Annotated in this window: 18 protein-coding genes; 2 read left to right on the top strand and 16 right to left on the bottom strand. The window is 60.8% G+C overall.

What is annotated here, in order from left to right:
• Positions 1-2: 2 nt before the first annotated feature.
• The 13 genes from J2X24_RS12125 to J2X24_RS12185 form a co-directional block, all read right to left on the bottom strand.
• Positions 3-698 carry a DUF4405 domain-containing protein gene (locus J2X24_RS12125; protein ID WP_209721683.1) on the bottom strand — a complete coding sequence of 232 codons (696 nt, stop codon included), beginning with the start codon at positions 696-698 and terminating at the stop codon, positions 3-5.
• 64 nt (positions 699-762) lie between these two features.
• The gene (gene trmB / locus J2X24_RS12130) at positions 763-1,446 is read right to left on the bottom strand and encodes a tRNA (guanosine(46)-N7)-methyltransferase TrmB (protein ID WP_209721686.1); all 684 of its coding nucleotides are present in this window, start codon (positions 1,444-1,446) and stop codon (positions 763-765) included.
• 115 nt (positions 1,447-1,561) lie between these two features.
• Positions 1,562-1,981 carry a helix-turn-helix domain-containing protein gene (locus J2X24_RS12135; RefSeq protein WP_209721689.1) on the bottom strand — a complete coding sequence of 140 codons (420 nt, stop codon included), beginning with the start codon at positions 1,979-1,981 and terminating at the stop codon, positions 1,562-1,564.
• 109 nt (positions 1,982-2,090) lie between these two features.
• Positions 2,091-3,836 (bottom strand): apolipoprotein N-acyltransferase, encoded by a 1,746-nt coding sequence (lnt, locus tag J2X24_RS12140; protein ID WP_209721692.1) that lies wholly within the window; start codon positions 3,834-3,836, stop codon positions 2,091-2,093.
• On the bottom strand, positions 3,829-4,710 hold the full coding sequence (locus J2X24_RS12145; protein WP_209721695.1) for a hemolysin family protein: 882 nt from the start codon (positions 4,708-4,710) through the stop codon (positions 3,829-3,831). Before J2X24_RS12145 ends, lnt begins: the two co-directional genes overlap by 8 nt.
• Positions 4,703-5,191 (bottom strand): rRNA maturation RNase YbeY, encoded by a 489-nt coding sequence (ybeY, locus tag J2X24_RS12150; protein ID WP_209721698.1) that lies wholly within the window; start codon positions 5,189-5,191, stop codon positions 4,703-4,705. Before ybeY ends, J2X24_RS12145 begins: the two co-directional genes overlap by 8 nt.
• Entirely contained in the window at positions 5,191-6,174 is a 984-nt protein-coding gene (locus tag J2X24_RS12155; RefSeq protein ID WP_209721701.1) for a PhoH family protein, read from the bottom strand. The genes ybeY and J2X24_RS12155 overlap by 1 nt, the downstream gene beginning before the upstream one ends.
• Positions 6,174-7,526: a tRNA (N6-isopentenyl adenosine(37)-C2)-methylthiotransferase MiaB gene (miaB, locus tag J2X24_RS12160; RefSeq protein ID WP_209721704.1), complete on the bottom strand. Its 1,353-nt coding sequence runs from the start codon at positions 7,524-7,526 to the stop codon at positions 6,174-6,176. Before miaB ends, J2X24_RS12155 begins: the two co-directional genes overlap by 1 nt.
• Positions 7,527-7,714: 188 nt before the next feature.
• Positions 7,715-8,128 carry a Fur family transcriptional regulator gene (locus tag J2X24_RS12165; RefSeq protein ID WP_209721707.1) on the bottom strand — a complete coding sequence of 138 codons (414 nt, stop codon included), beginning with the start codon at positions 8,126-8,128 and terminating at the stop codon, positions 7,715-7,717.
• Between the two features lie 50 nt (positions 8,129-8,178).
• Positions 8,179-8,619: a ribosomal protein S18-alanine N-acetyltransferase gene (gene rimI, locus J2X24_RS12170; RefSeq protein WP_209721710.1), complete on the bottom strand. Its 441-nt coding sequence runs from the start codon at positions 8,617-8,619 to the stop codon at positions 8,179-8,181.
• On the bottom strand, positions 8,616-9,218 hold the full coding sequence (gene tsaB, locus J2X24_RS12175; RefSeq protein ID WP_310003582.1) for a tRNA (adenosine(37)-N6)-threonylcarbamoyltransferase complex dimerization subunit type 1 TsaB: 603 nt from the start codon (positions 9,216-9,218) through the stop codon (positions 8,616-8,618). The genes rimI and tsaB overlap by 4 nt, the downstream gene beginning before the upstream one ends.
• A gap of 11 nt (positions 9,219-9,229) precedes the next feature.
• Positions 9,230-9,796, bottom strand: coding sequence for a NifU family protein (locus J2X24_RS12180; protein WP_209721713.1), 567 nt, complete (start codon positions 9,794-9,796; stop codon positions 9,230-9,232).
• A gap of 260 nt (positions 9,797-10,056) precedes the next feature.
• Positions 10,057-14,913: an NAD-glutamate dehydrogenase gene (locus J2X24_RS12185; RefSeq protein ID WP_209721717.1), complete on the bottom strand. Its 4,857-nt coding sequence runs from the start codon at positions 14,911-14,913 to the stop codon at positions 10,057-10,059.
• A gap of 202 nt (positions 14,914-15,115) precedes the next feature.
• Here J2X24_RS12185 and J2X24_RS12190 point away from each other — a divergent pair, with 202 nt between their 5' ends.
• Entirely contained in the window at positions 15,116-15,526 is a 411-nt protein-coding gene (locus tag J2X24_RS12190; RefSeq protein ID WP_209721719.1) for an MAPEG family protein, read from the top strand.
• A 22-nt stretch (positions 15,527-15,548) separates the two neighbouring features.
• Here the strand turns inward: J2X24_RS12190 and J2X24_RS12195 are convergent, their stop codons facing one another.
• Complete coding sequence (locus tag J2X24_RS12195; protein WP_310003586.1) at positions 15,549-16,622, bottom strand: MltA domain-containing protein; 1,074 nt, start codon at positions 16,620-16,622, stop codon at positions 15,549-15,551.
• Positions 16,623-16,725: 103 nt separating this feature from the next.
• Positions 16,726-17,346, bottom strand: a complete 621-nt coding sequence (locus J2X24_RS12200) for a Tim44/TimA family putative adaptor protein (RefSeq protein WP_310003593.1) — start codon at positions 17,344-17,346, stop codon at positions 16,726-16,728.
• 216 nt (positions 17,347-17,562) lie between these two features.
• On the opposite strand from J2X24_RS12200, the gene secB reads away from it, so the two are divergent.
• The gene (secB, locus tag J2X24_RS12205) at positions 17,563-18,048 is read left to right on the top strand and encodes a protein-export chaperone SecB (protein ID WP_209721725.1); all 486 of its coding nucleotides are present in this window, start codon (positions 17,563-17,565) and stop codon (positions 18,046-18,048) included.
• 280 nt (positions 18,049-18,328) lie between these two features.
• Here secB and J2X24_RS22845 read toward each other — a convergent pair whose 3' ends face one another.
• Complete coding sequence (locus J2X24_RS22845) at positions 18,329-18,970, bottom strand: CPBP family intramembrane glutamic endopeptidase (protein WP_209721728.1); 642 nt, start codon at positions 18,968-18,970, stop codon at positions 18,329-18,331.
• Positions 18,971-19,055: the final 85 nt, after the last annotated feature.

Below are 19,055 nucleotides of genomic sequence, written 5' to 3' on the forward strand. Positions count from 1 at the left end.
GGTCAGTTTTGGGAAGTCGCGGCATCCGCCTCCGGCTGGGCCGTCTCTGCCGCCACCGGCGCGGATTCTTCCGGAGCAAGATAATAGGTGGGCTCTCCGCCAAAGGCTTCGACATAGGGCTCGGCGATCGTCACCGGATAGAGCCGGCCGGAATACATCATCAGGATCAGGTAAGTGACATAGGCGCCGATGCCGACCGCCACGACCAGGCACGCCCAGGCCAGGCGAATATTGCTCTTTTTGAAGATGTCGTAGCAGATGCAGCCGATATGGGTGAAGATTGCCATGATCGCCAGGCCGTAATAGGGCAGGAAGAAATAGACCCACGGCTTGGTCAGGGTAACGGCGGCAAAGTCGAAATTGGTGTCGAGATTGAACACCAGCCGCCCCATGAACACACCGCCGACATGGACGACGATGAAAAAGGCCATGTAGGCGCCGGACGCCGCCTGAAGCTGGTGGATGAAGTCCTTCTTCCTGGCCCAGATTTCCCGCGCCAGGGCGATGCCGGTGATGATCTGGATGACGAAGGCCATCAAGAGGACCAGCTCGACGATCGGATGGCGATAGACCAGGCGCGCCGCTTCCAGGAACTGCTGATGCGCGCCCTGCCCTTGCAGGCCAACCAGATGGTTGGCGAAATGCAGGCAGATAAAGGCGAAGATAAATCCCGCCGAAACCTTGTGCAGCCGCTCCATCACCCACTCCCCCGAAAGCCAATGGTTAACATGTCTTAATTTGACCGCCTTGGCTAGCTCCCTGTCAACGCTGGCGGCGGACGAAGTCTAGAAATACCGGTTTGCAGTCGCCCAGCCCCTTGGTCTCATAGCGCGTCGTCAAGTGATCCTCGGGCGGGATGGTCCAGTCTGCCTGGCTCTGCGCCGGCCAGTCAAAATCCGGACTGGCCAAAAAGCGCTCCAGCGTCCAGTCGGCGTAACCTGCCCAGTCGGTGGCGAAGCGCAAACGTCCGCCATCCTTCAGAAGACGCGCGAAGGCAGCGATGGTTTCCGGCTGGATCAGACGGCGCTTGTTGTGGCGCGCCTTGTGCCACGGATCGGGAAACAGGATGAAGATGCGGTCGAGGCTGGCGTCGGGCAGCTTGTCCAGCAGGGGACGTGCGTCATCGCTCAGAATACGGACATTTTCCAGCCCCTGCTCCTCGATATGGCGCAGCGCCGAGCCGACGCCGTTGAGAAACGGCTCGCAACCGATCAGCGTCACGCCAGGATTGCGCGCCGCCTGGCCGGCCAGATGCTCGCCGCCGCCAAAGCCGATTTCCAGCCACAGCGCGTCGGCCTTGAGAATGTCGGGCAGGCTGTCACCGGTTACGGCGATCCGCGGCATAAGCGTGTCGAATAGTCCGGCCTGGCGCGGCTTCAGGGTGCGCGCCTTGATGCGGCCAAACGAGCGCAGCGGAGCATTCAAAAAGGGATTGTCTTCGGTCATGCGGCGCTCTTAGATCGCATTCCGCCACGTGTGAAGCTGTTTTGTTCAGTATAGCGGACACGACGACAGGTCCCGCGCAGTGCGCGGGACCTGTACGATAAACCTCAGAGGCAGGTCAGTTTTCGTCGTCTTCCGCCAGGGCGCGAACCAGCTCAAGGACACGGCGGCGCAGTTTAGCGGATTTGATGCGGGGAAAGGCTTCCGCCAGTTCGATGCCTTCCGTGGTCATCAGGAAGCCATGGACAAATTGCTCCGATTCGGATTCGGAAAAGCCCTCGACGGCTTCCGTCTGGCCATAACCTTCAAAGAAATAGGCGACGGGCGCCTTCAGCGCGCGACCGATTTCATAGAGCTTCGAGGCGCTGATACGGTTGGAGCCACGCTCGTATTTCTGAACCTGCTGAAAGGTGAGATCGATGGTTTCAGCAAGACCTTCCTGACTCATTCCCAGAAATTTACGTCTCATCCTGACCCGGGCGCCAACATGCAAATCTACAGGGTTTGGGCCACGGTCCGTCTTTGAATTATCGTCCAACTTTGCCTCTACTTTTTTTTCATTGTTAGTTAATGCGCCAGCAAATCAACGTCGTATGTTCTGAAAATCCAACAGAACACAGTCTGTGAAATCGTTTGCGCAAGTACGCTCACTCACAACGACCAAAAAACACCCCGCTTCGGTCCTTCTTGATCATGCATATAAAAGTATCAAATGTAAAAACAAATAAGGGGAAAAGATACAACAAAATGAACACAAGCATACGCAGGGTTGAATACGGCGTTTGCTTTACTCTTTGGGGAATAATCGAATCCATATAGCCGCGCTCGCCTGTTGCGAGTCTGTATCCCTCGACTACCCTGCCAAGGGGATCAACCAGAACGGATATTCCCGTTGGAGTTGATCTTATCATAGGGAGACCTTCTTCTATTGCACGATAACTGGCAAGATTAAGATGCTGTTGCGGGCCCGTTGTCGGACCAAACCATGCATCATTAGAAATGTTGACAATCCAGTGCGGTCGATACGGATCATTATCACCAGAATAGGTGGTCATATCCAGACTGGGGAATATGCCCTCATAACAGATGAGCGGCAGAAAGCGTGGTATGGAAGCGAACTGCACAGGTCTTGTACGTTTGCCGGGCGTAAAACTGTCGTCGAAGTGCGTAAGGGCGCTAAATCCCAGCGCGTTCAGCACGGGGGCGACGGGCGTGAACTCGCCGAACGGCACAAGCTTGAATTTGTCGTACGCGCCTTCAATGATCGTCGTGTCGCCCGATTGACGCAGCACCAGCATGGAATTTCGCCACAGCCAACGACTATCAGGCTGAGCCTCCTGGCGTGTCACGCCGATGATCAGCGACTGATTCTCGCGAAGCATGGTCGACAGAACCGGCGCCGTCCACGAATCCGAAGCGAACAGGTCATTGGCCGTCGAAGGCAGAGCGCCTTCAGGCCAGATAACGACCTGCGGAGCTTGCGCGTCCGGTCGCAAAGGCGCGTCGACCAGGTCCGAAGGCGTTGCGGCCGGCCATTTGACCACGCCTCCGCCCGGCTTCGACGGCGCCTTCGTCATCGCAACATAGTCGGTGAATATCTCGTCGAATGCCCCTCGCGTCCACTTCGCCCGCTGGCTTACGGCCGGTTGCACCACTCGCACCACCAGTTCCGAAGATTGAATCCGGGTCGTCATGAGACGCATCTCACCTGCCGCAAAACATGTGACCCAAAGGCCGGCGCCGAACAGGACCGGCCACCAGCCTTTGAGGCCCTTTTTCGGTTGTACGACCGCCACGGCGGAAAAGATGAGGACGGTGATAAAACTTAACCCGTAGACACCGACATAGGCGGCCATCTGCGACATGGCGCTGCCGGCCTTCCAGGTCGAACCTGCGGGATTCCAAGGAAAGCCGGACAGGATGGTGCCGCGCAGGACTTCGAACAGGCAGAACAGGCCGGTGAACAGCAGATAGCGGTGCGCGCCTTCAGAGCGAAACTGCCGGTAAAGCAGTGCGAAAGCCCCCCAGAACAGCCCTATGCCGGATGGCAGGAGCGTCGCGGCGAACGGCGCCATCCAGCCATAGGTGGCGGCATCGACGAGGAAGGCCTCGGCTACCCAGAAGCAGCTGACCAGAAAATAGCAAAATCCAGCCAGCCAGCCGGCGAAGAAGACATCGCGGCGCGGGCGCGCTCCGAAATCCTGCTCCAGGGCGAACAGCAGAAGCGCGTAACCCAAAAGTCCCGGCAGGACGCCGAACGGGGGCTGGGCCAGGGCGATCAGGATACCCGAGGCGGCGGCCAGGATACGGGGTCTTTGGCGCAGACGATCGATTTCGCCCCTGAGACGGGCGGCCGTGGGACCGTCAAGCCAGGCGCGCGCGCGGTCAATCATCCGCGGGTTGAAGGTCTTCCGCCGCCGCCGTGCGTTTGTGCAGGCGCAGCTTCTTGATGCGGCGCGCGTCGGCGTCGACAACTTCGATGTCGTAGCCGGCCTCGGGATACGGAACCACCTCGCCGCGTTGCGGAACCCTTCCCGCCAGCATGGTCACCAGACCCGCCAGCGTATCCACCTCCTCTTCGGAATCCGCCGGCACTAGGTCGAGGCCGAGCCTGTCCTCAAGCGCGCTCAGTTCGACGCGGCCGTCGGCCTCGATCTGCCCACCCGGCAGGTTGCGGATATCCTCTTCCGAGGCTTCGTCGTATTCATCATCGATATCGCCGACCACGGCCTCGACCAGGTCCTCCATGGTCACCAGACCGTCCGTGCCGCCGAACTCGTCGATGACCAGCGCCATATGCGTGCGCTGGGCCTTCATGCGCAGCAACAGCTCGGCGGCCGTCATGGACGATGGCACGTACAGGACTTCGCGGCGCAGGCGGTGCAGGACGGGCTCGGCCCAATTCGGCGCCGCCCGCCCAGGTTCCGGCGCCAACAATTTCAGCACGTCCTTGATGTGCAGGACACCGACCGGATCATCGAGCGTCTCACGATAGATGGGCAGGCGCGAATGTTCGCTTTCGACGCACAGGCTGACGACATCGGCGAGCGTCGCGGACAGGTCGACCGAGATGATGTCGACGCGCGGGGTCATCACGTCGGCGACCGTCAGGGTCTGGAATTCGCGGGCGTGCGTGATCAGGTCGCTGGTCGCCGCCGTGTCTTCCACCACCGCGCCGGACGCATCCAGCCGCTCGGCAGGTTTCTTGCCGAAGCCGAACAGGGACAACAGGTTGAAACCGCCCGTCTGTCGATCGCTATCAGCCATTGGCGTGATCCTGAGCATAAGGATCAGGCACGCCCAATCCCGCCAGGATGTCGCGCTCAAGCGCTTCCATCGTCTCGGCCTCGGCGTCGTTCATGTGGTCGAAGCCGAGCAGGTGCAGGGCGCCATGGACCGCCAGATGCATGACGTGATCTTTCAGCGGCTTGCCCTGCTCTTTCGCTTCGCGCACGCAGGTTTCGTAGCCGAGCGCCATGTCGCCCAGGTGCTCCAGCACACCCTTGACGCGCATCGACTTGGGCGCCGGGAAGCTCAGGACATTGGTCGCCTTGTCCTTGTTGCGGTATTCGGCGTTCAACTGCTTCATCTCGCCGTCGTCGCACAGAAGGACGACGATATCGGCCTGTTCTTTGAACTTGGCGGCTTTCAGGGCGGCAGCGATGCCTGTTTCAACGATCTCGCTGACCTCCGGCAGGGTGTCCAACCAGCGGTCGTCCTCGATCTCGATATCTATAAGCGGCTCCATCAGCCGGCGGCTCCGAAAGCGTTCTTGTGTTCGTTATCATAGGCGCGAACAATGCGCGCGACCAGTTCGTGACGCACGATATCTTCGGCCGTCAGTTCGGCAACGCCGACGCCCTTGAGCGTGCCCAGAAGCCCCATGGCGTGTGTCAGACCGGAATCGTTGCGGTTGGGCAGGTCGATCTGCGACGGATCGCCGGTGACGACCATCTTGGAACCTTCGCCGAGACGGGTCAGGATCATCTTCATCTGCATGCGCGTCGTATTCTGCGCCTCGTCGATGATGACATAGGCGTAGGACAGGGTGCGGCCGCGCATATAGGCCAGGGGCGCGACCTCGATCTCCTTGGTCTCGCGCTTCTTGGCCAGGGTCTGGGCGCCGAGAATATCGTCAAGCGCCCCCCAGATTGGCGTGAGGTAAGGATCGATCTTTTCGTTGAGATCGCCGGGCAGGAAACCGAGGCGCTCACCGGCTTCAACAGCCGGACGGGTGATGATCAGCTTGTCGACACGGCCCTTCAGCAGCAGCGCCACGCCATGCGCCACGGCCAGGAAGGTCTTACCCGAACCCGCAGGCCCAAGGGCAAAGACCAGGTCCTTGTCGGCCAGCTCTTTCAGATAGGCGGACTGGCCGGCGGTCTTGGCGGCGATGGCGCCGCGGCGGCCCATGACGACCGTGCCGCGGGAATCGTTCTGCGGCGACGGTTGGGTATCGCCTTCGCTCGCCTGCGGCTGTTCGATCAGCTGGCGGACATCGACCTCGGTGATGTCGACGCCCTGGTCGTACAGTTCGGCAAGTGCCACGATCACCGACTTCGCCTTCAGGCGCGCACGCGGATCGCCCGAGACGATCAGGCCGCCGCCGGGCATTTCGACCAGAACCTTGAACGCCCCTTCGACCATGGCGAGGTAGCGTTCGCTGGGTCCGACAATGGCCAGGACGCAGGCATCGGACAGGGCGATGAAATCTTCTTTGGTTATAGCCATCAAGCGATCGCGGGCATCTCAAGCGCGCCCTGAAGAGAGTTGTTGCCGAGCGCCACGATCTTTACCGGCACGATCTGGCCCATGAGGTGGTCCGCGTCTTCGACATAGACCGATTGCAAATATGGGGAGCGACCGATCGCCTGGCGACCGTAGCGGCCCTTTTTTTCGAACAGGATGGGCAGGGTCTGGCCGACCAGGTTTTCCTTGAAAGCCTGCTGCTGTTCGATGATCAGCGCGTTGAGACGCTGCAGGCGTTCGTCCGCGACGTGCGCTTCGACCTGGTTCGGCATGGAGGCCGCCGGCGTGCCGGGGCGCGGCGAATACTTGAACGAGAACGCCGAGGCGTGGCCGACCTGATGGACGAGGTCGAGGGTGTCTTCGAAGTCCTTGTCAGTTTCGCCCGGGAAGCCGACGATAAAGTCACCCGAAAGCGCCAGGTCCGGACGAGCGTCCTTGATACGGGCGATCAGGTCGATATAGGACTGGCGGCCATGCTTCCGGTTCATGGCGCGCAGGATCTTGTCCGAGCCCGACTGTACCGGCAGGTGCAGATAGGGCATCAGGGCGGAGAGGTCGCGGTGCGCGTTGATCAGGTCATCGCCCATGTCGTTGGGGTGCGAGGTCGTATAGCGCAGGCGGTCAAGACCCGGAATTTCGGCCAGGGCGTACATCAGCTTGGCCAGGGTCGAGCCTGAGCCATTATATGCGTTGACGTTCTGGCCCAGCAGGGTGATTTCGCGCACGCCTTTGGCCGCCAGGGCGCGGGCTTCGTCGAGGATCGACTCGACCGGGCGCGACCACTCGGCGCCGCGCGTATAGGGGACGACGCAGAAGGTGCAGAACTTGTCGCAGCCTTCCTGAACGGTGAGGAAGGCGGTCGGGCCGGTGACTTCACGATCGGCTGTCAAGGCGTCGAACTTAGCGTCGGGTGCAAAATCCGCGGCCAGGCGTTCGCCCTTGGTGCGGTGGGTGCGCGCGATCAGTTCCGGCAGCTGGTGGTAGGCTTGCGGCCCGATAACCAGATCGACGGCCGGTGCGCGGTTCATGATTTCCTGGCCCTCGGCCTGGGCGACGCAGCCAGCGATGGCGATTGTCATGCGGCCTTCGCCCCGCGCTTCCTTTTCTTCGCGCAGTTCCTTCAGGCGGCCGATTTCGGAATAGACCTTTTCGGAAGCCTTTTCGCGGATATGGCAGGTGTTGAGGAGGACCAGGTCGGCGCCATCCGGCGTGTCAGAAACCTCATAGCCTAACGGGCGCAGGATATCGGTCATGCGCTCGCTGTCGTAGACATTCATTTGACAGCCGTAGGTTTTGATGTGGAGTTTCTTGGACGGACGGACGTGTTGGTTCATCGGGGGGTTATGAGCGTTTGCGGGACAAAATTCAAGATATGCAGGGGACACGGTCCCCTGCACCCCGAAACTTATTCGAGAGAATAGCTTAAAGCCGGGCCTTATAGGGGCCCGGCTTTAAGCTATTCTATTGGACAACTTCCGGGGTGCAGGGGCCAAAGAACGCATCTCTCGACCCCTGCAAGCCTTCATTTTTCTTCCCCAATCGGCACGGCATAAAGCTCCAGCTTATGCCCGACCAGCTTGTAGCCCAGCTTCTCGGCCAGGGCCTCTTTCATCTTCTCGATCTCGGCGTCAAAGAACTCGATGACTTCGCCGGTCTTGATATTGATCAGGTGGTCGTGGTGGTCGTTACCGGCTTCTTCATAGCGCGAACGGCCGTCACCAAAGTCGTGACGCTCAACAACGCCGGCTTCTTCGAACAGGCGCACCGTCCGATAGACGGTCGCCAGCGAGATATGCGGGTCAACGGCGTGGGCGCGGTGATACAGCTCCTCGACGTCCGGATGATCCTCGGCGGTCGACAGAACGCGCGCGACCACGCGGCGCTGATCCGTCATACGCATGCCTTTTTCAATGCACTGTTTTTCAATCCGGTCCATAGCTGAGACCTCCGTATCCTTCGCGAAGCACCCCACATGTAAGGCCCGCGTCAAATCAGCGCAAGCCTTAGTATATGCCCGTCCACCGGAGGGCCCTGATTGCGACTGTAATAGGCCTTGCGCAAGCCCGCACGCTCGAAACCACAAGCCTTGTAGAGCGCCAAGGCCGCTGTGTTATCAATCGCGACTTCGAGAAACAGACTCTCATGGCCCTCGGCACGCAGCTCGGCAATGACGCCTTCGAGAAGCCGGCGGCCGTACCCCCTGCCCTGCGCATCCGGATCGGTGGCAAGCGTCAGTATTTCGGCTTCGCCCGCCACCACCGTGATCAGGACAAAGCTGACCACCCGTCGATCGTCGTCAAGGATATAAAGCCGATGATGCGGTTTTGCGGCGAGATCGGCGAAGACTCCGGCGCTCCAGGGACGCTCAAAGCAGCGGGCATGGATATCCGCGACCTCCGCCGGTGGCTGATCGCGCCGGTGTATCATGCCTGCAGCGAGATAATGCCGCGCGTAGAGGCAATCGCATCAGCGTCGCGCATATAAAGCGGCGTCAGGTCGTCGTGACCACCGGCCACCGTCAGGGCCGCCAGGGCTTCGAGCGTGGGGTAAGCCTGCGCGAACACTTCGCCGCTGAGCAGATGTGCGCCCGGGCCGGTCAAAATGCCACCCACCGTTTCGCCGGATTGAACAGCGCGCGGCTGTCCCTGTTCCTTAGTGGAAAATTCCTGGATATAGATCTGGCCGCGGCCGCCATCGATCACCGCCACACGGTCCTTACCAAGCAGCTCCGGATGATGACCGAGCGCCTCAAGCGTGCCGATGCCCTGAAGCGGCAGGTTCAAACCGACCGCCAATCCCTTGGCGAAAGACAAACCGACACGCAAACCGGTAAACGACCCCGGCCCAAGCGTCACACCAATGTGGGTAAGATCGCGCGGACGAACGCCGCCCTCATCAAAGGCGCGCGCCGCCATGGGTCCAAGCGCTTCCTGATGGCCGCGCTGCATGGGCTCGGACACGGCAAACACGCTAGCGCCGTCGCGGAACAGCCCCACCGAACAGGCGTTCAGCGAGGTATCGATCACCAGGGTCAGGCTCAGAGGACGGCCTCGATCTGCTTAACTTCGGGGACATAATGCTTCATCAGGCTTTCAACGCCCTGACGCAGCGTGGCCGAAGACGACGGACAGCCAGCACAGGCGCCGCGCATGTGCAGGTAAAGTGTGCCGCTTTCCATGTCGAAACTGTCGAACTCGATATCGCCGCCATCCTGCGCCACGGCCGGGCGGACACGCGTGTCGAGCAGGTCCTTGATCTCGGCGACGATCTGGCCCAGCTCGCCTTCGTAGACGATTTCGGTCTTCGCCTCGATCTCGTTCAGAATCGGCTTGCCCGAAGAATAGAAGTCCATGATGGCGGCCAGGATAGGCGGTTTCAATTCCGCCCAGATCTTCGACGAGTCCGGATCGCGGCGAACCGTCAAAAAGTCGCTGCCGAAGAAGAGCGCCGACACGCCGTCGATGGCAAACAGCGCCTCAGCCAAGGGCGAGGCTGTGCCCTCGTCTTTCGACGCGAACTGTTTCGTGCCCGTCTCCAGCACGGTCTTGCCGGGCAGGAACTTGATAACATCAGGATTGGGCGTGGCTTCGGTCTGGATAAACATGGGCTGTAAATGGGCGCAGACGCGCAAGTTGGCAATAGCTTTGTTGTACGGACGGAATAAGCATCTTTTCCTTCCCCGTTCACGGGGAAGGTGTCATCGAGCCTTGGCGATGATGACGGAAGGGGGAGTGTAGATGCAACAAACACTGGTGTTTGGAACTCTGTCAACACCCCCCTTCCGTCTTTTGCGTGCTTAACGCACGCAAAATCCACCTTCCCCGTGAACGGGGAAGGAAAATGAATACCTGATTCACAGCTATCTCAGAGCTTCGCCACCCACTCCCTCAACACGGCATTGACGATGGTCAGCTTGGCGAAGCTCCAGCCGCCGGTCGTCATGTCCTGCATCATCTGGCGCAAGGGCTCGACCAGCGCACCGTTCTCCGCTTCCCAGTTTTCAGCTATGGCCAGCGGGCTTTCGGCGGTGGTCATCCGCGCCATCATGGCATTGACCACAGCCTTCTGCTCGGCGCGCACATCCTCGATCAGGCGGCGCGTCGCCATGCGATCCCACGGATCGGCGCTGGACATCTGGCCGGCGGCTTCGGCCAGCTTCTCGAAGCCGAAGCGCTCGCCGGTCAGGAACCACAGCTCGGCCGTCTTGATCAGGTCCTTCTTGTGGCCGGTCGCCAGTTCGATGATTTCCGGCGCGCGGCGCATGAAGGCCAGGCGGGCGATCCGGCGCGCCAGTTCCTCAGGGGCGCCAAGGCCGGTCAGGGCCGTCACGCGCGCTTCGATATTGCCGCGTGTCGTGTCATTCAGCAGGGCCGGATCGAGACCGGTCAGGACCTGGACGCCTTCGGCATAGGGCGCCATCATAGTCTTCAGGTCATGCGGCACTTGGGCGAACCGTCGCGATGTCCAGTAGGTCTGGCGGCGCAGGAAACGCGCCAATTCCTGATATAGGGCCGTCTGAGCCACGGCCGGCGCGTGGTTGTCCAGCGCGTCGATTTCACGCCATAGGCCGCTGACGTCATAAAGACGCCGTGTCGCCTCGAACGCCAAAACCAGCGCACCCGTATCGACGCCGGCGCCGCGCGTTACGCGTTCGGCGAAGCTGGGGCCCGCCATATTGACGATGCGGTTAGCCAGGACCGTCGAGACGATTTCACGATAGAGGCGGTGCTTGCGGATGGCGTCTCTCTGACCATGCAGGGCTTCGGGAAAGTAGTCGACGGCGACATCGAACAGGCCGTCATCATCAGGCGCCGTGCTGGCGACGATATCGTCGAACAGGACGATCTTGCCGTAAGCCGTAGTAACCGCCAGTTCCGGCCGGTAAAGGCCCTTGCCTTCGGTCTTCCGGGCTTCCATGGCAGCATTGGACGGCAGGCCCTCGACCTTGCGGTTCAGCTTGCCAGCCTTTTCCAGCGTCGTCATGAAGGCTTGGGCCGTGGCATTGTCTTCCGGCGCCGTGGCTTCCTGCAGCGACAGGGCCAGGGTCTGGTCGTAATTGTGGCGCAGGACGTGATGCGCCACGTCATCCGTCATTTCAGCCAGCAGTGTGTCGCGGGCCTCGCGCGTCATCTGGCCGGCGGCAACCAACCGGCCCAGCAGGATCTTGATATTGACCTCGTGGTCGGAGCAGTCGACGCCGGCGGAGTTGTCGATGGCGTCGGTGTTCAGCCGGATACCGCGTTCGGCGCAGGCAATACGCCCGGCCTGGGTCATGCCGAGATTGGCGCCTTCGCCGATAACGGCCGCGCGCACCTCGGTGGCATCGATGCGTATGGCGTCATTGGCCTTGTCGCCGACATCGAGGTGCGATTGCGCCGATGATTTGATGTAGGTGCCGATGCCGCCGAAATAGAGCAGATCGACGCGCATGCGCAGGATCGCCTGCATCAGGTCGAACGGCGAGACCTCATTGGCGTCGATATCCAGTAGCACCTTGATTTCCGGCGACACAGGGATCGACTTCTGGCTGCGCGGGAAGACGCCCCCGCCCTTTGAAATCAGCTCTTTATTGTAATCCTGCCAGCTCGACCGCGGCAAGGCGAACATACGCTGGCGTTCCTTATGCGAGACGGCCGGATCGGGGTTGGGGTCGATAAAGATGTCGCGGTGATCGAAGGCCGCTACCAGCAGCGTCTTGTCCGACAGCAGAAGGCCATTGCCGAAGACGTCACCCGACATGTCGCCGACGCCTGCGCAGGTGAACAGCTCCGACTGGATGTCCTTGCCCAGCTCGCGGAAGTGGCGTTTGACCGCTTCCCAGGCGCCGCGCGCCGTAATGCCCATGGCCTTGTGGTCATAACCCACCGACCCGCCCGAGGCGAAGGCATCGCCCAGCCAGAAACCATATTCGGCCGAGACGCCGTTGGCGATATCGGAGAAGGTCGCCGTGCCCTTGTCGGCGGCGACGACCAGATAGGGGTCGGGCGCATCCCAGCAGACCACATCCTTCGGCGGAACCGTCTGGCCCGACGCATCGATGTTGTCAGTTAGGTCGAGAAGGCCGCTGAGGAAGACCTTATAGGCCTTGATAGCTTCTTCGCGGATGGCGTCGGGGGAGCCGCCCTTGGGCAGGCGCTTCGGGAAAAAGCCGCCCTTGGAGCCGACGGGGACGATGACGGCGTTCTTGACCTGTTGCGCCTTGACCAGGCCCAGAACCTCGGTGCGGAAATCGTCCTTGCGGTCGGACCAGCGCAGGCCACCGCGCGCCACAGGGCCGAAACGACAATGAACGCCTTCGACGCGCGGCGACCAGACGAAGATTTCGCGGTACGGCTTGGGTTCGGGCAGGTCGGCCAGTTCGCGGCTGGCGATCTTGAACGAGATATAGGCCTTGTCCTGGAAATAATTGGTGCGCTGGATGGCGCGGACTAAGGCGGACAGGCGGCGCAGGACGCGGTCGTGGTCGAGGCTGACGACCTTTTGCAGCAGCTGTTCGATCCCGGCGATCGCCTCGGCGACTTTCGCTTCGCGGCCAGCGGCGTCACTTAGGGAAAACTTCAACGAAAAGAGTTCGATCAGCGCCGAGGTCACGGCCGGATTATCGCGCAGGGCCTGTTGCTGGACATCGGCGGCGGGGTCAAGACCGGACTGGGTGCGATAACGGCAGAGCGCGCGGACCAGGGCGACTTCACGCCACGAATGGCCGCTGAGCGCCAGGGCATTGAAGCCGTCATTTTCTGTGCGGCCCCGCGACAGGGCCAGAAGGGTTTGTTCGAAATCGTCGCGGAAGACGGCAAAGCCGGCGTGGCTTTCCGGGAGCTCGATAATGAATTCGTGGACCCACAGGCTGCCCACCTCCATCGAACGGACATTGTAGCCGTATTCCTCGAGCGTCTTGCAGCCCATATTGTCGAGAACCGGCAGGATGTCCGACAAGGGAATAGCGCGATCGCCGCGCGTGTAGAGCTTGAAGCAGAAAACGCCTTCGGAATCTTCCAGGCGCTGATAGGCGCGAACGTCTACCGGATGGGCGTCGTCGAGGCGGCTGAGGTGGCCGATATCGCGCACAGCCTCAGAGATCTCATAGCGGTCGCGATAGCCGGTCGGGATGGCGTGTGCCCAGCGCATCCAGTCGGTGTCAGCCTCCATCGCCGGCAGGGTTGCCATGAAGGCTTCGTCGTGGACCAGGGCGTCGAGCTTCTGCGGCCATGACCGGACGATATTTTCGATATCGGCTTCGACGTCATTGATGTCCGGGTCGAAGTGATCGCCCGGCGTCACCCCGATAATATAATGGACGCACGACAGCAGCGATTCAGAAATGTACGGATACGACGCCGAAACGCGGCCGCAATAGGCGCGCGCCAGGATTTCGCCGGCCTGCTTCTGCATCTGCGACTGGTAAAGCTCACGCGGCACATAGAGCAGGACCGAGATAAAGCGATCGAAGGTATCGTTGCGGGTGAACAGCCGCACGCGCGGCCGGTCGGAGAGATGCAGGATACCGCGCGCTATGCGCAGCAGGTCGGTTTCCGACATCTGGAACAGCTCATCGCGCGGATAGGTCTCGATGATGTTCTTCAGCCGTTTTTCGTTGTGGCCACCGTTGAGGCCGATCGTCTTGGCCTGTTCCAGCACGCGCTCGGCCTTGCGGCGGATGAGCGGCACCTCGAAGACCGGGCGATCATAGGCTTCGGCGGTGAACAGGCCGACAAAGCGCACCTCGCCCGAAGGCTTGCCGTCGGCGCCGTAACGTTTGACACCGATATAGTCCATATAGACACGGCGGTGGACGCGCGACTTGATGTTGGCCTTGGCGACCGTCACCGGTTCCGAGGTTACCAGCTGGTCGAGAACCTGCTGGGTCAGCACGGCCGGCTCACTTGAGCGGCGCAGGACGCCGCGCTTGGCGTCGCGCAGGATTCCGAAGCCTTCCTGGAGCTGGTTCAGCGGCTCTTCGCGGGCATAGGCGCCGTCGTCGCTGCGCGGATACTGATAGCCGCGCGCCCCGATAAAGACGAAGCGGTTCTCATCCAGCCATTTCAGGAAGGCGATATCTTCTTCCAGCAGCGCCGGGTCGATCTTGACCGCCGCATTGCCGCGCAGGGATTCCAAATCGGCGATCTCTTCGGCCAGCAGGCGCTGCATGCGCGGGAAGTCGAGCACGGCCAGCTTCAGGTCGTTCAGGCTTTCATCGAGGCCCGCCAGGACGCCAGCGTGCTTTTCCGGATTGAGGCGTTCGATAAAGATCAGCATCAGCGATTCCGCGGCTGCCGGCCCTGTGCCATCTGCGGCCTGGCGCAAGCCTTTTGCGTCGCGCGCGACCTGGACCACGGGGTGGAACATGGAACGGACCGACACACCCTGTTCGATCAGCTCACCCATGACTGTTTCGACGATGAAGGGCTGGTCGGGCTGGACGATTTCGACGACGTCATAGGCGGTGGTTTCACCGGTAGCGCTTACGAATGGCCGGATGCGTCGAAGGGTCTGGTTGAGATTGCCGCGCTCGGTCCCATAGGCCCAGAAGTCCGCGATCGCCCGGTTCAGGTCGGCCGTCGACAGATCGGGCAGTTCGTCGAGCTCCAGGTCCTCGAGAATCTGGACGAGATAGGCCTTTTCAAAACTCGCCAGGTCCTTGCCGTTCTTGCCTAACCCGGCGGCAAATGCGGAAATCAGTGCCTCGCGCTCGGCGCCGGCAATGTGCGAGATGTCATCCATGTGACTGCCCTGTTCGTTTGCTTGAGTCGCGGCTCTGTTATGCCAGACCCCTGCCCTGATTGATGTCACTGTCGCGTTATTTGTTTAACAAATGCTGCGATCGTTTGCGCGGCAATCCAGTTGCCGTTGTTACGATCTTTGCCAGACAAAATCGGCCGCGGCGAGACTCTATTTTAAACTTTTTGAGGCAGGATAAGGTCTTATGATTGAACCTGTCCTCGCACTCATTGTCTGGTCCATGGTGATGCTGGTCTGGCTTTATGCCCGCCGGCTGCCGTCGCTGATCCATTACGCCACCACCGAAGAGCGGCTGGAGACCGGAGAGGCCGTGCGCCGCCTGCCGCCGAGCGTGCAGTGGCCGGCCGACAACTACAACAACCTGATGGAACAGCCGACCCTGTTCTACGCGGTCTGTATCGGTATCTACGCCACGGGCAAGACAAGCTTCGACGTCGAATACTTCGCCTGGCTCTATGTCGCCCTGCGCATCCTGCATTCGCTGGTTCAGGCGACGGTGAACATCACCATCATCCGTTTCGGCCTGTTTATCGCCAGCTCGGCCGTGCTCTGCTTCCTGAGCCTTGCGGCCATTCGCCTGGTGTTTAATTTTTAGGCGCAAACGCTGCGTTTGAAACCTACTGCACGAACGGCACGATGCGATACATTTTAAGGACGTGCTTGATGCGCCCGGCTTCGGTGCCCGCGCGCTTGCCGGCGCCGACATAGAGATCGGCGCGGATCTTGCCCTTGATGGCTCCGCCCGTGTCGAGCGCCGCGACCATGCGCTGATAGATCGGGAAAGCGCCAGAAAGCGTGCCGGCATTGGCGTCGATCCAGTAAAGGTCACCCATGGCGTGATGGACCGGATCGATGGCGATGGCCGAGCCCGGCGGCAGGGAAATGCCAGCGGCGCCATTGGGCTGGGTCTGATCCGGATTGATGACGAAGAAGGCGTAACGCGGATTGGCGTTCATTACCTCCTGCGCTTCCGGACCGCGGTGCGCGGCCAGCCAGGCATGAATATTGTCGCCGGAAGTCTCGTTCTTGGCCAGCAGGCCGCGATCCTGCATCACCTTGGCGATGCCGACGAAGGGCCGGCCATTGTCGGCGGCATAGGCGGCGTACACGCGCTTGCCGTCCGGCATGTCGAGGAAGCCCGAGCCTTGAAGCTGCATGAAGAAATAGTCTTCCGGCCGCATGTAGTAATTCGTCGTCACCGGCATCTGTTCGATTTCGGCGCGGCTGTAATAGGCAACGTAGGCGTCACCCTCCTTACGCGCCGCGATTCTGGCGGCGGCCTGCGGCGGGGTGAGCTGCGAACCCGCTACGATCACCAGATCGGCCGGGCGGGGACGCACGGGCTGCGAAAACTCTTCGGTGCTTACGTAGCTCGCCGGATAGTCCGGCACGAAATAGCCGGTCAGGGTGCCTTGGCCCACCAGCGGCTCGACCTTCATATTGTGGTCGAGGAAGGTCTTGATCTCTTCGGGCGAATTGAAATCGCGGCCGGTGATCGCCTGGCAGAGATTGGCGTATTGGCGGCCCTTCTTGTAGGTGCAGGTGCTGCGCAGGGCTTCGAGCGCGATAAAGGCATCGCTGGACTCCCAGCCCGACAGTTCCGACAGGCGCTGTCCGGCGGGAACCGGATTAGGGCCCAAGGGCGGCTGCACCGGTGGCTGGGTCGGCGGTGTGACCGGCGGCGTAACCACGGGCGGCGGAGCTCGTTCGGCACAGGCGGCCACGAATAGAATCACGGCCAAGGCGGCCAGAGTTTTTAATTTCAAGCCGCCCAAGGTCGTGTCCCCGTTTATCTTATGCTTTTGCTGCTTCGACGCGCGCCAGCAGCCACGGATTGGCCGGCGACTTCATGCCCTTCTGGAAGGTCCAGTATTCGGCCGTGCGGCGATAGGTCTTTTCCGGCTTGGCGTCGGCTTCGGTCGCTTCGGCCTCATAAAGAAGTTCCGACAGGAAACGCACGCGGATCTGCGCGGTGTCATCCTTGAAGTCGATGACGTCGATATCCGCCTTGGGCGTTTCGACAAAGCTCAGGCGGGTCGTAACGGCCGCGCCTTCGCGCGCCTCGACGGCCTTGGCGAAACTGCCATAGACGGTCTCGGTCAGGCGGTCCTTGACGGTATCGAGTTCGCCGCGATGAAAGGCCAGCACGACCTGTTCATAGGTTTCGCGCGCCTTTTCGACGAAGTTGATTTCGTTGAAATTGACGTCCCGTGCCTTGAGGACATCAAGATTCGGAAACTTGGGCGGCTCGGCCGGACGTTCCAGCTGCAGCTTGCCGTCGACATCGTCGCCGGTCTTGGCCAGCACCTTGTCTTCGACGCGAAAGCCGACTTTCCGCCCGAGAACGCTATACAGCTGAACCAGGATGATAACGGCCACAATGGCGAAGATGACCAGGACGACGATATTATTCACAGCACGAATCTCTGATTTTGTTCGGGAAACGCTTACAAGGGTCACGGCTGTCGCAGGCATATATGGATTGTCCGCGAACCTCAACTATATAGGATAAGTTTCGCCCATGGGAACCGTTCGTTTCATTGCGTAAATTTTTCTTATCTGATAGGGGCCTTTCCCACATCAATACGTGGCATGGCGAATGACCGCGTGACCACCCGGAGTAATTCATCTATGTCCGACCTGCCCGAGGCCCAGCCCGAACAACCGCCCGCGCCGAACATGACCGTTCTGGCCCAGTTCATCCGCGATTTTTCTTTCGAGAACCCGCGCGCGCCGCAGTCGCTGCGCATGGAATCGCGTCCGGAAGTCGATCTGGGCGTCGAAATGAGCGCCAAGGGCCGCAATGACGGGCTGTTCGAAGTCGATCTCAAGCTGTCAGTCAAGGCCTCGACGCCGGAAGGCGCCATGTTCGCCATCGAACTGGTCTATGGCGGCCTGTTCCAGCTGGGCAATATCCCTGAGCAGGCCATCGAGCCGACGCTTCTGGTCGAATGCCCGCGCTACCTGTTCCCGTTCGCCCGCCGCATCATTGCCGATGTGTCGTCAGACGGCGGTTTCACCCCGCCCTTCTTCCTGGACCCGATCGATTTCGGCGCCCTGTACGTGCAACAGCGCAATAATGTGTTGGCGCAGCAGCAGGCAGCTGGACAAGCGTAAGAAAGCGAGTGGGGTTTGGGGCCTGCGGCCCCAAGACTTCTATTCAATAAAAAAGCCCTGCCTAAAGGCGGGGCTTTCAGGCTGCTGACAAAGTCTGTGGACAATTTTCATGCGGTATATTGCCACCTGATTCACGGAACGTCTCGGAATCAAGCGGTGAACATATCGGAATCAAATTGTGGCAATTGGCCCTTCTCAAAAAAGATAGGGGGTTTGTCAGTAGCCTGAAAGCCCTGCCTAAAGGCGGGGCTTTCTTTATTGAAAATAAGGTTTTGTGGGGTCACGGACCCCACGCCCCATTCGTTTTTTTCCACCCGATCAACACCGGCATCACCACCAGCGACCACAGATCGATGCCTGCGTGGATCGCCACGGCCAGCCAGATATTGCCGCTGTAGAGATAAGCAAACCCCAGGACCGCGCCGACAATCGTCGTCATCACGATCCCCCAGACACCCTGGTAGATATGTCCAAGGCCGAAGATCAGAACCGCCAGCCAGAAGGCCAGTCCGCCATCGCCGACCAGCGGCAGCAGCAATAAAGGCAGGGCCAGGCGAAAAAACAGTTCCTCCGACACGCCGGCGTTCAGAGACACCAGAAATCCCCAGCCGCGCTCCCTCCCCGTCCGTGGTAACAGGGCGCCAAGCGCGCCGTTCGGCATCTTGGCGCCGGACTGGAGAATCCGCTTCATCTGCAGTCCGCCCATCAGCGAAGCCAGGCAGATGACAAAAACCCAGACCGCGATCACGCCGTAAACAAACTCCGGCCGCACACCCGACAGGACCGAGCGCACGACCTCGGCGCCGAACACTTCCGGCACGGTCACCAACGCATCCGTCCGCCTGAGCAGGATCAGCGTCACCACAGCGCCACCGAAAAACAGGATCAGCGACCGCACCAGGCCCGAGCGATAAAACGCCACGCGATCAACGTCCGCATCCGCCTGCAACACCCTGAATCGTCCGATGCTGAGCCACGCATTGATCGCGAAGGCCGCCAGCAGAAGG

It is taken from the genome of Asticcacaulis solisilvae (genome assembly GCF_017875235.1).
Taxonomy (GTDB): Bacteria; Pseudomonadota; Alphaproteobacteria; order Caulobacterales; family Caulobacteraceae; genus Asticcacaulis; species Asticcacaulis solisilvae_A.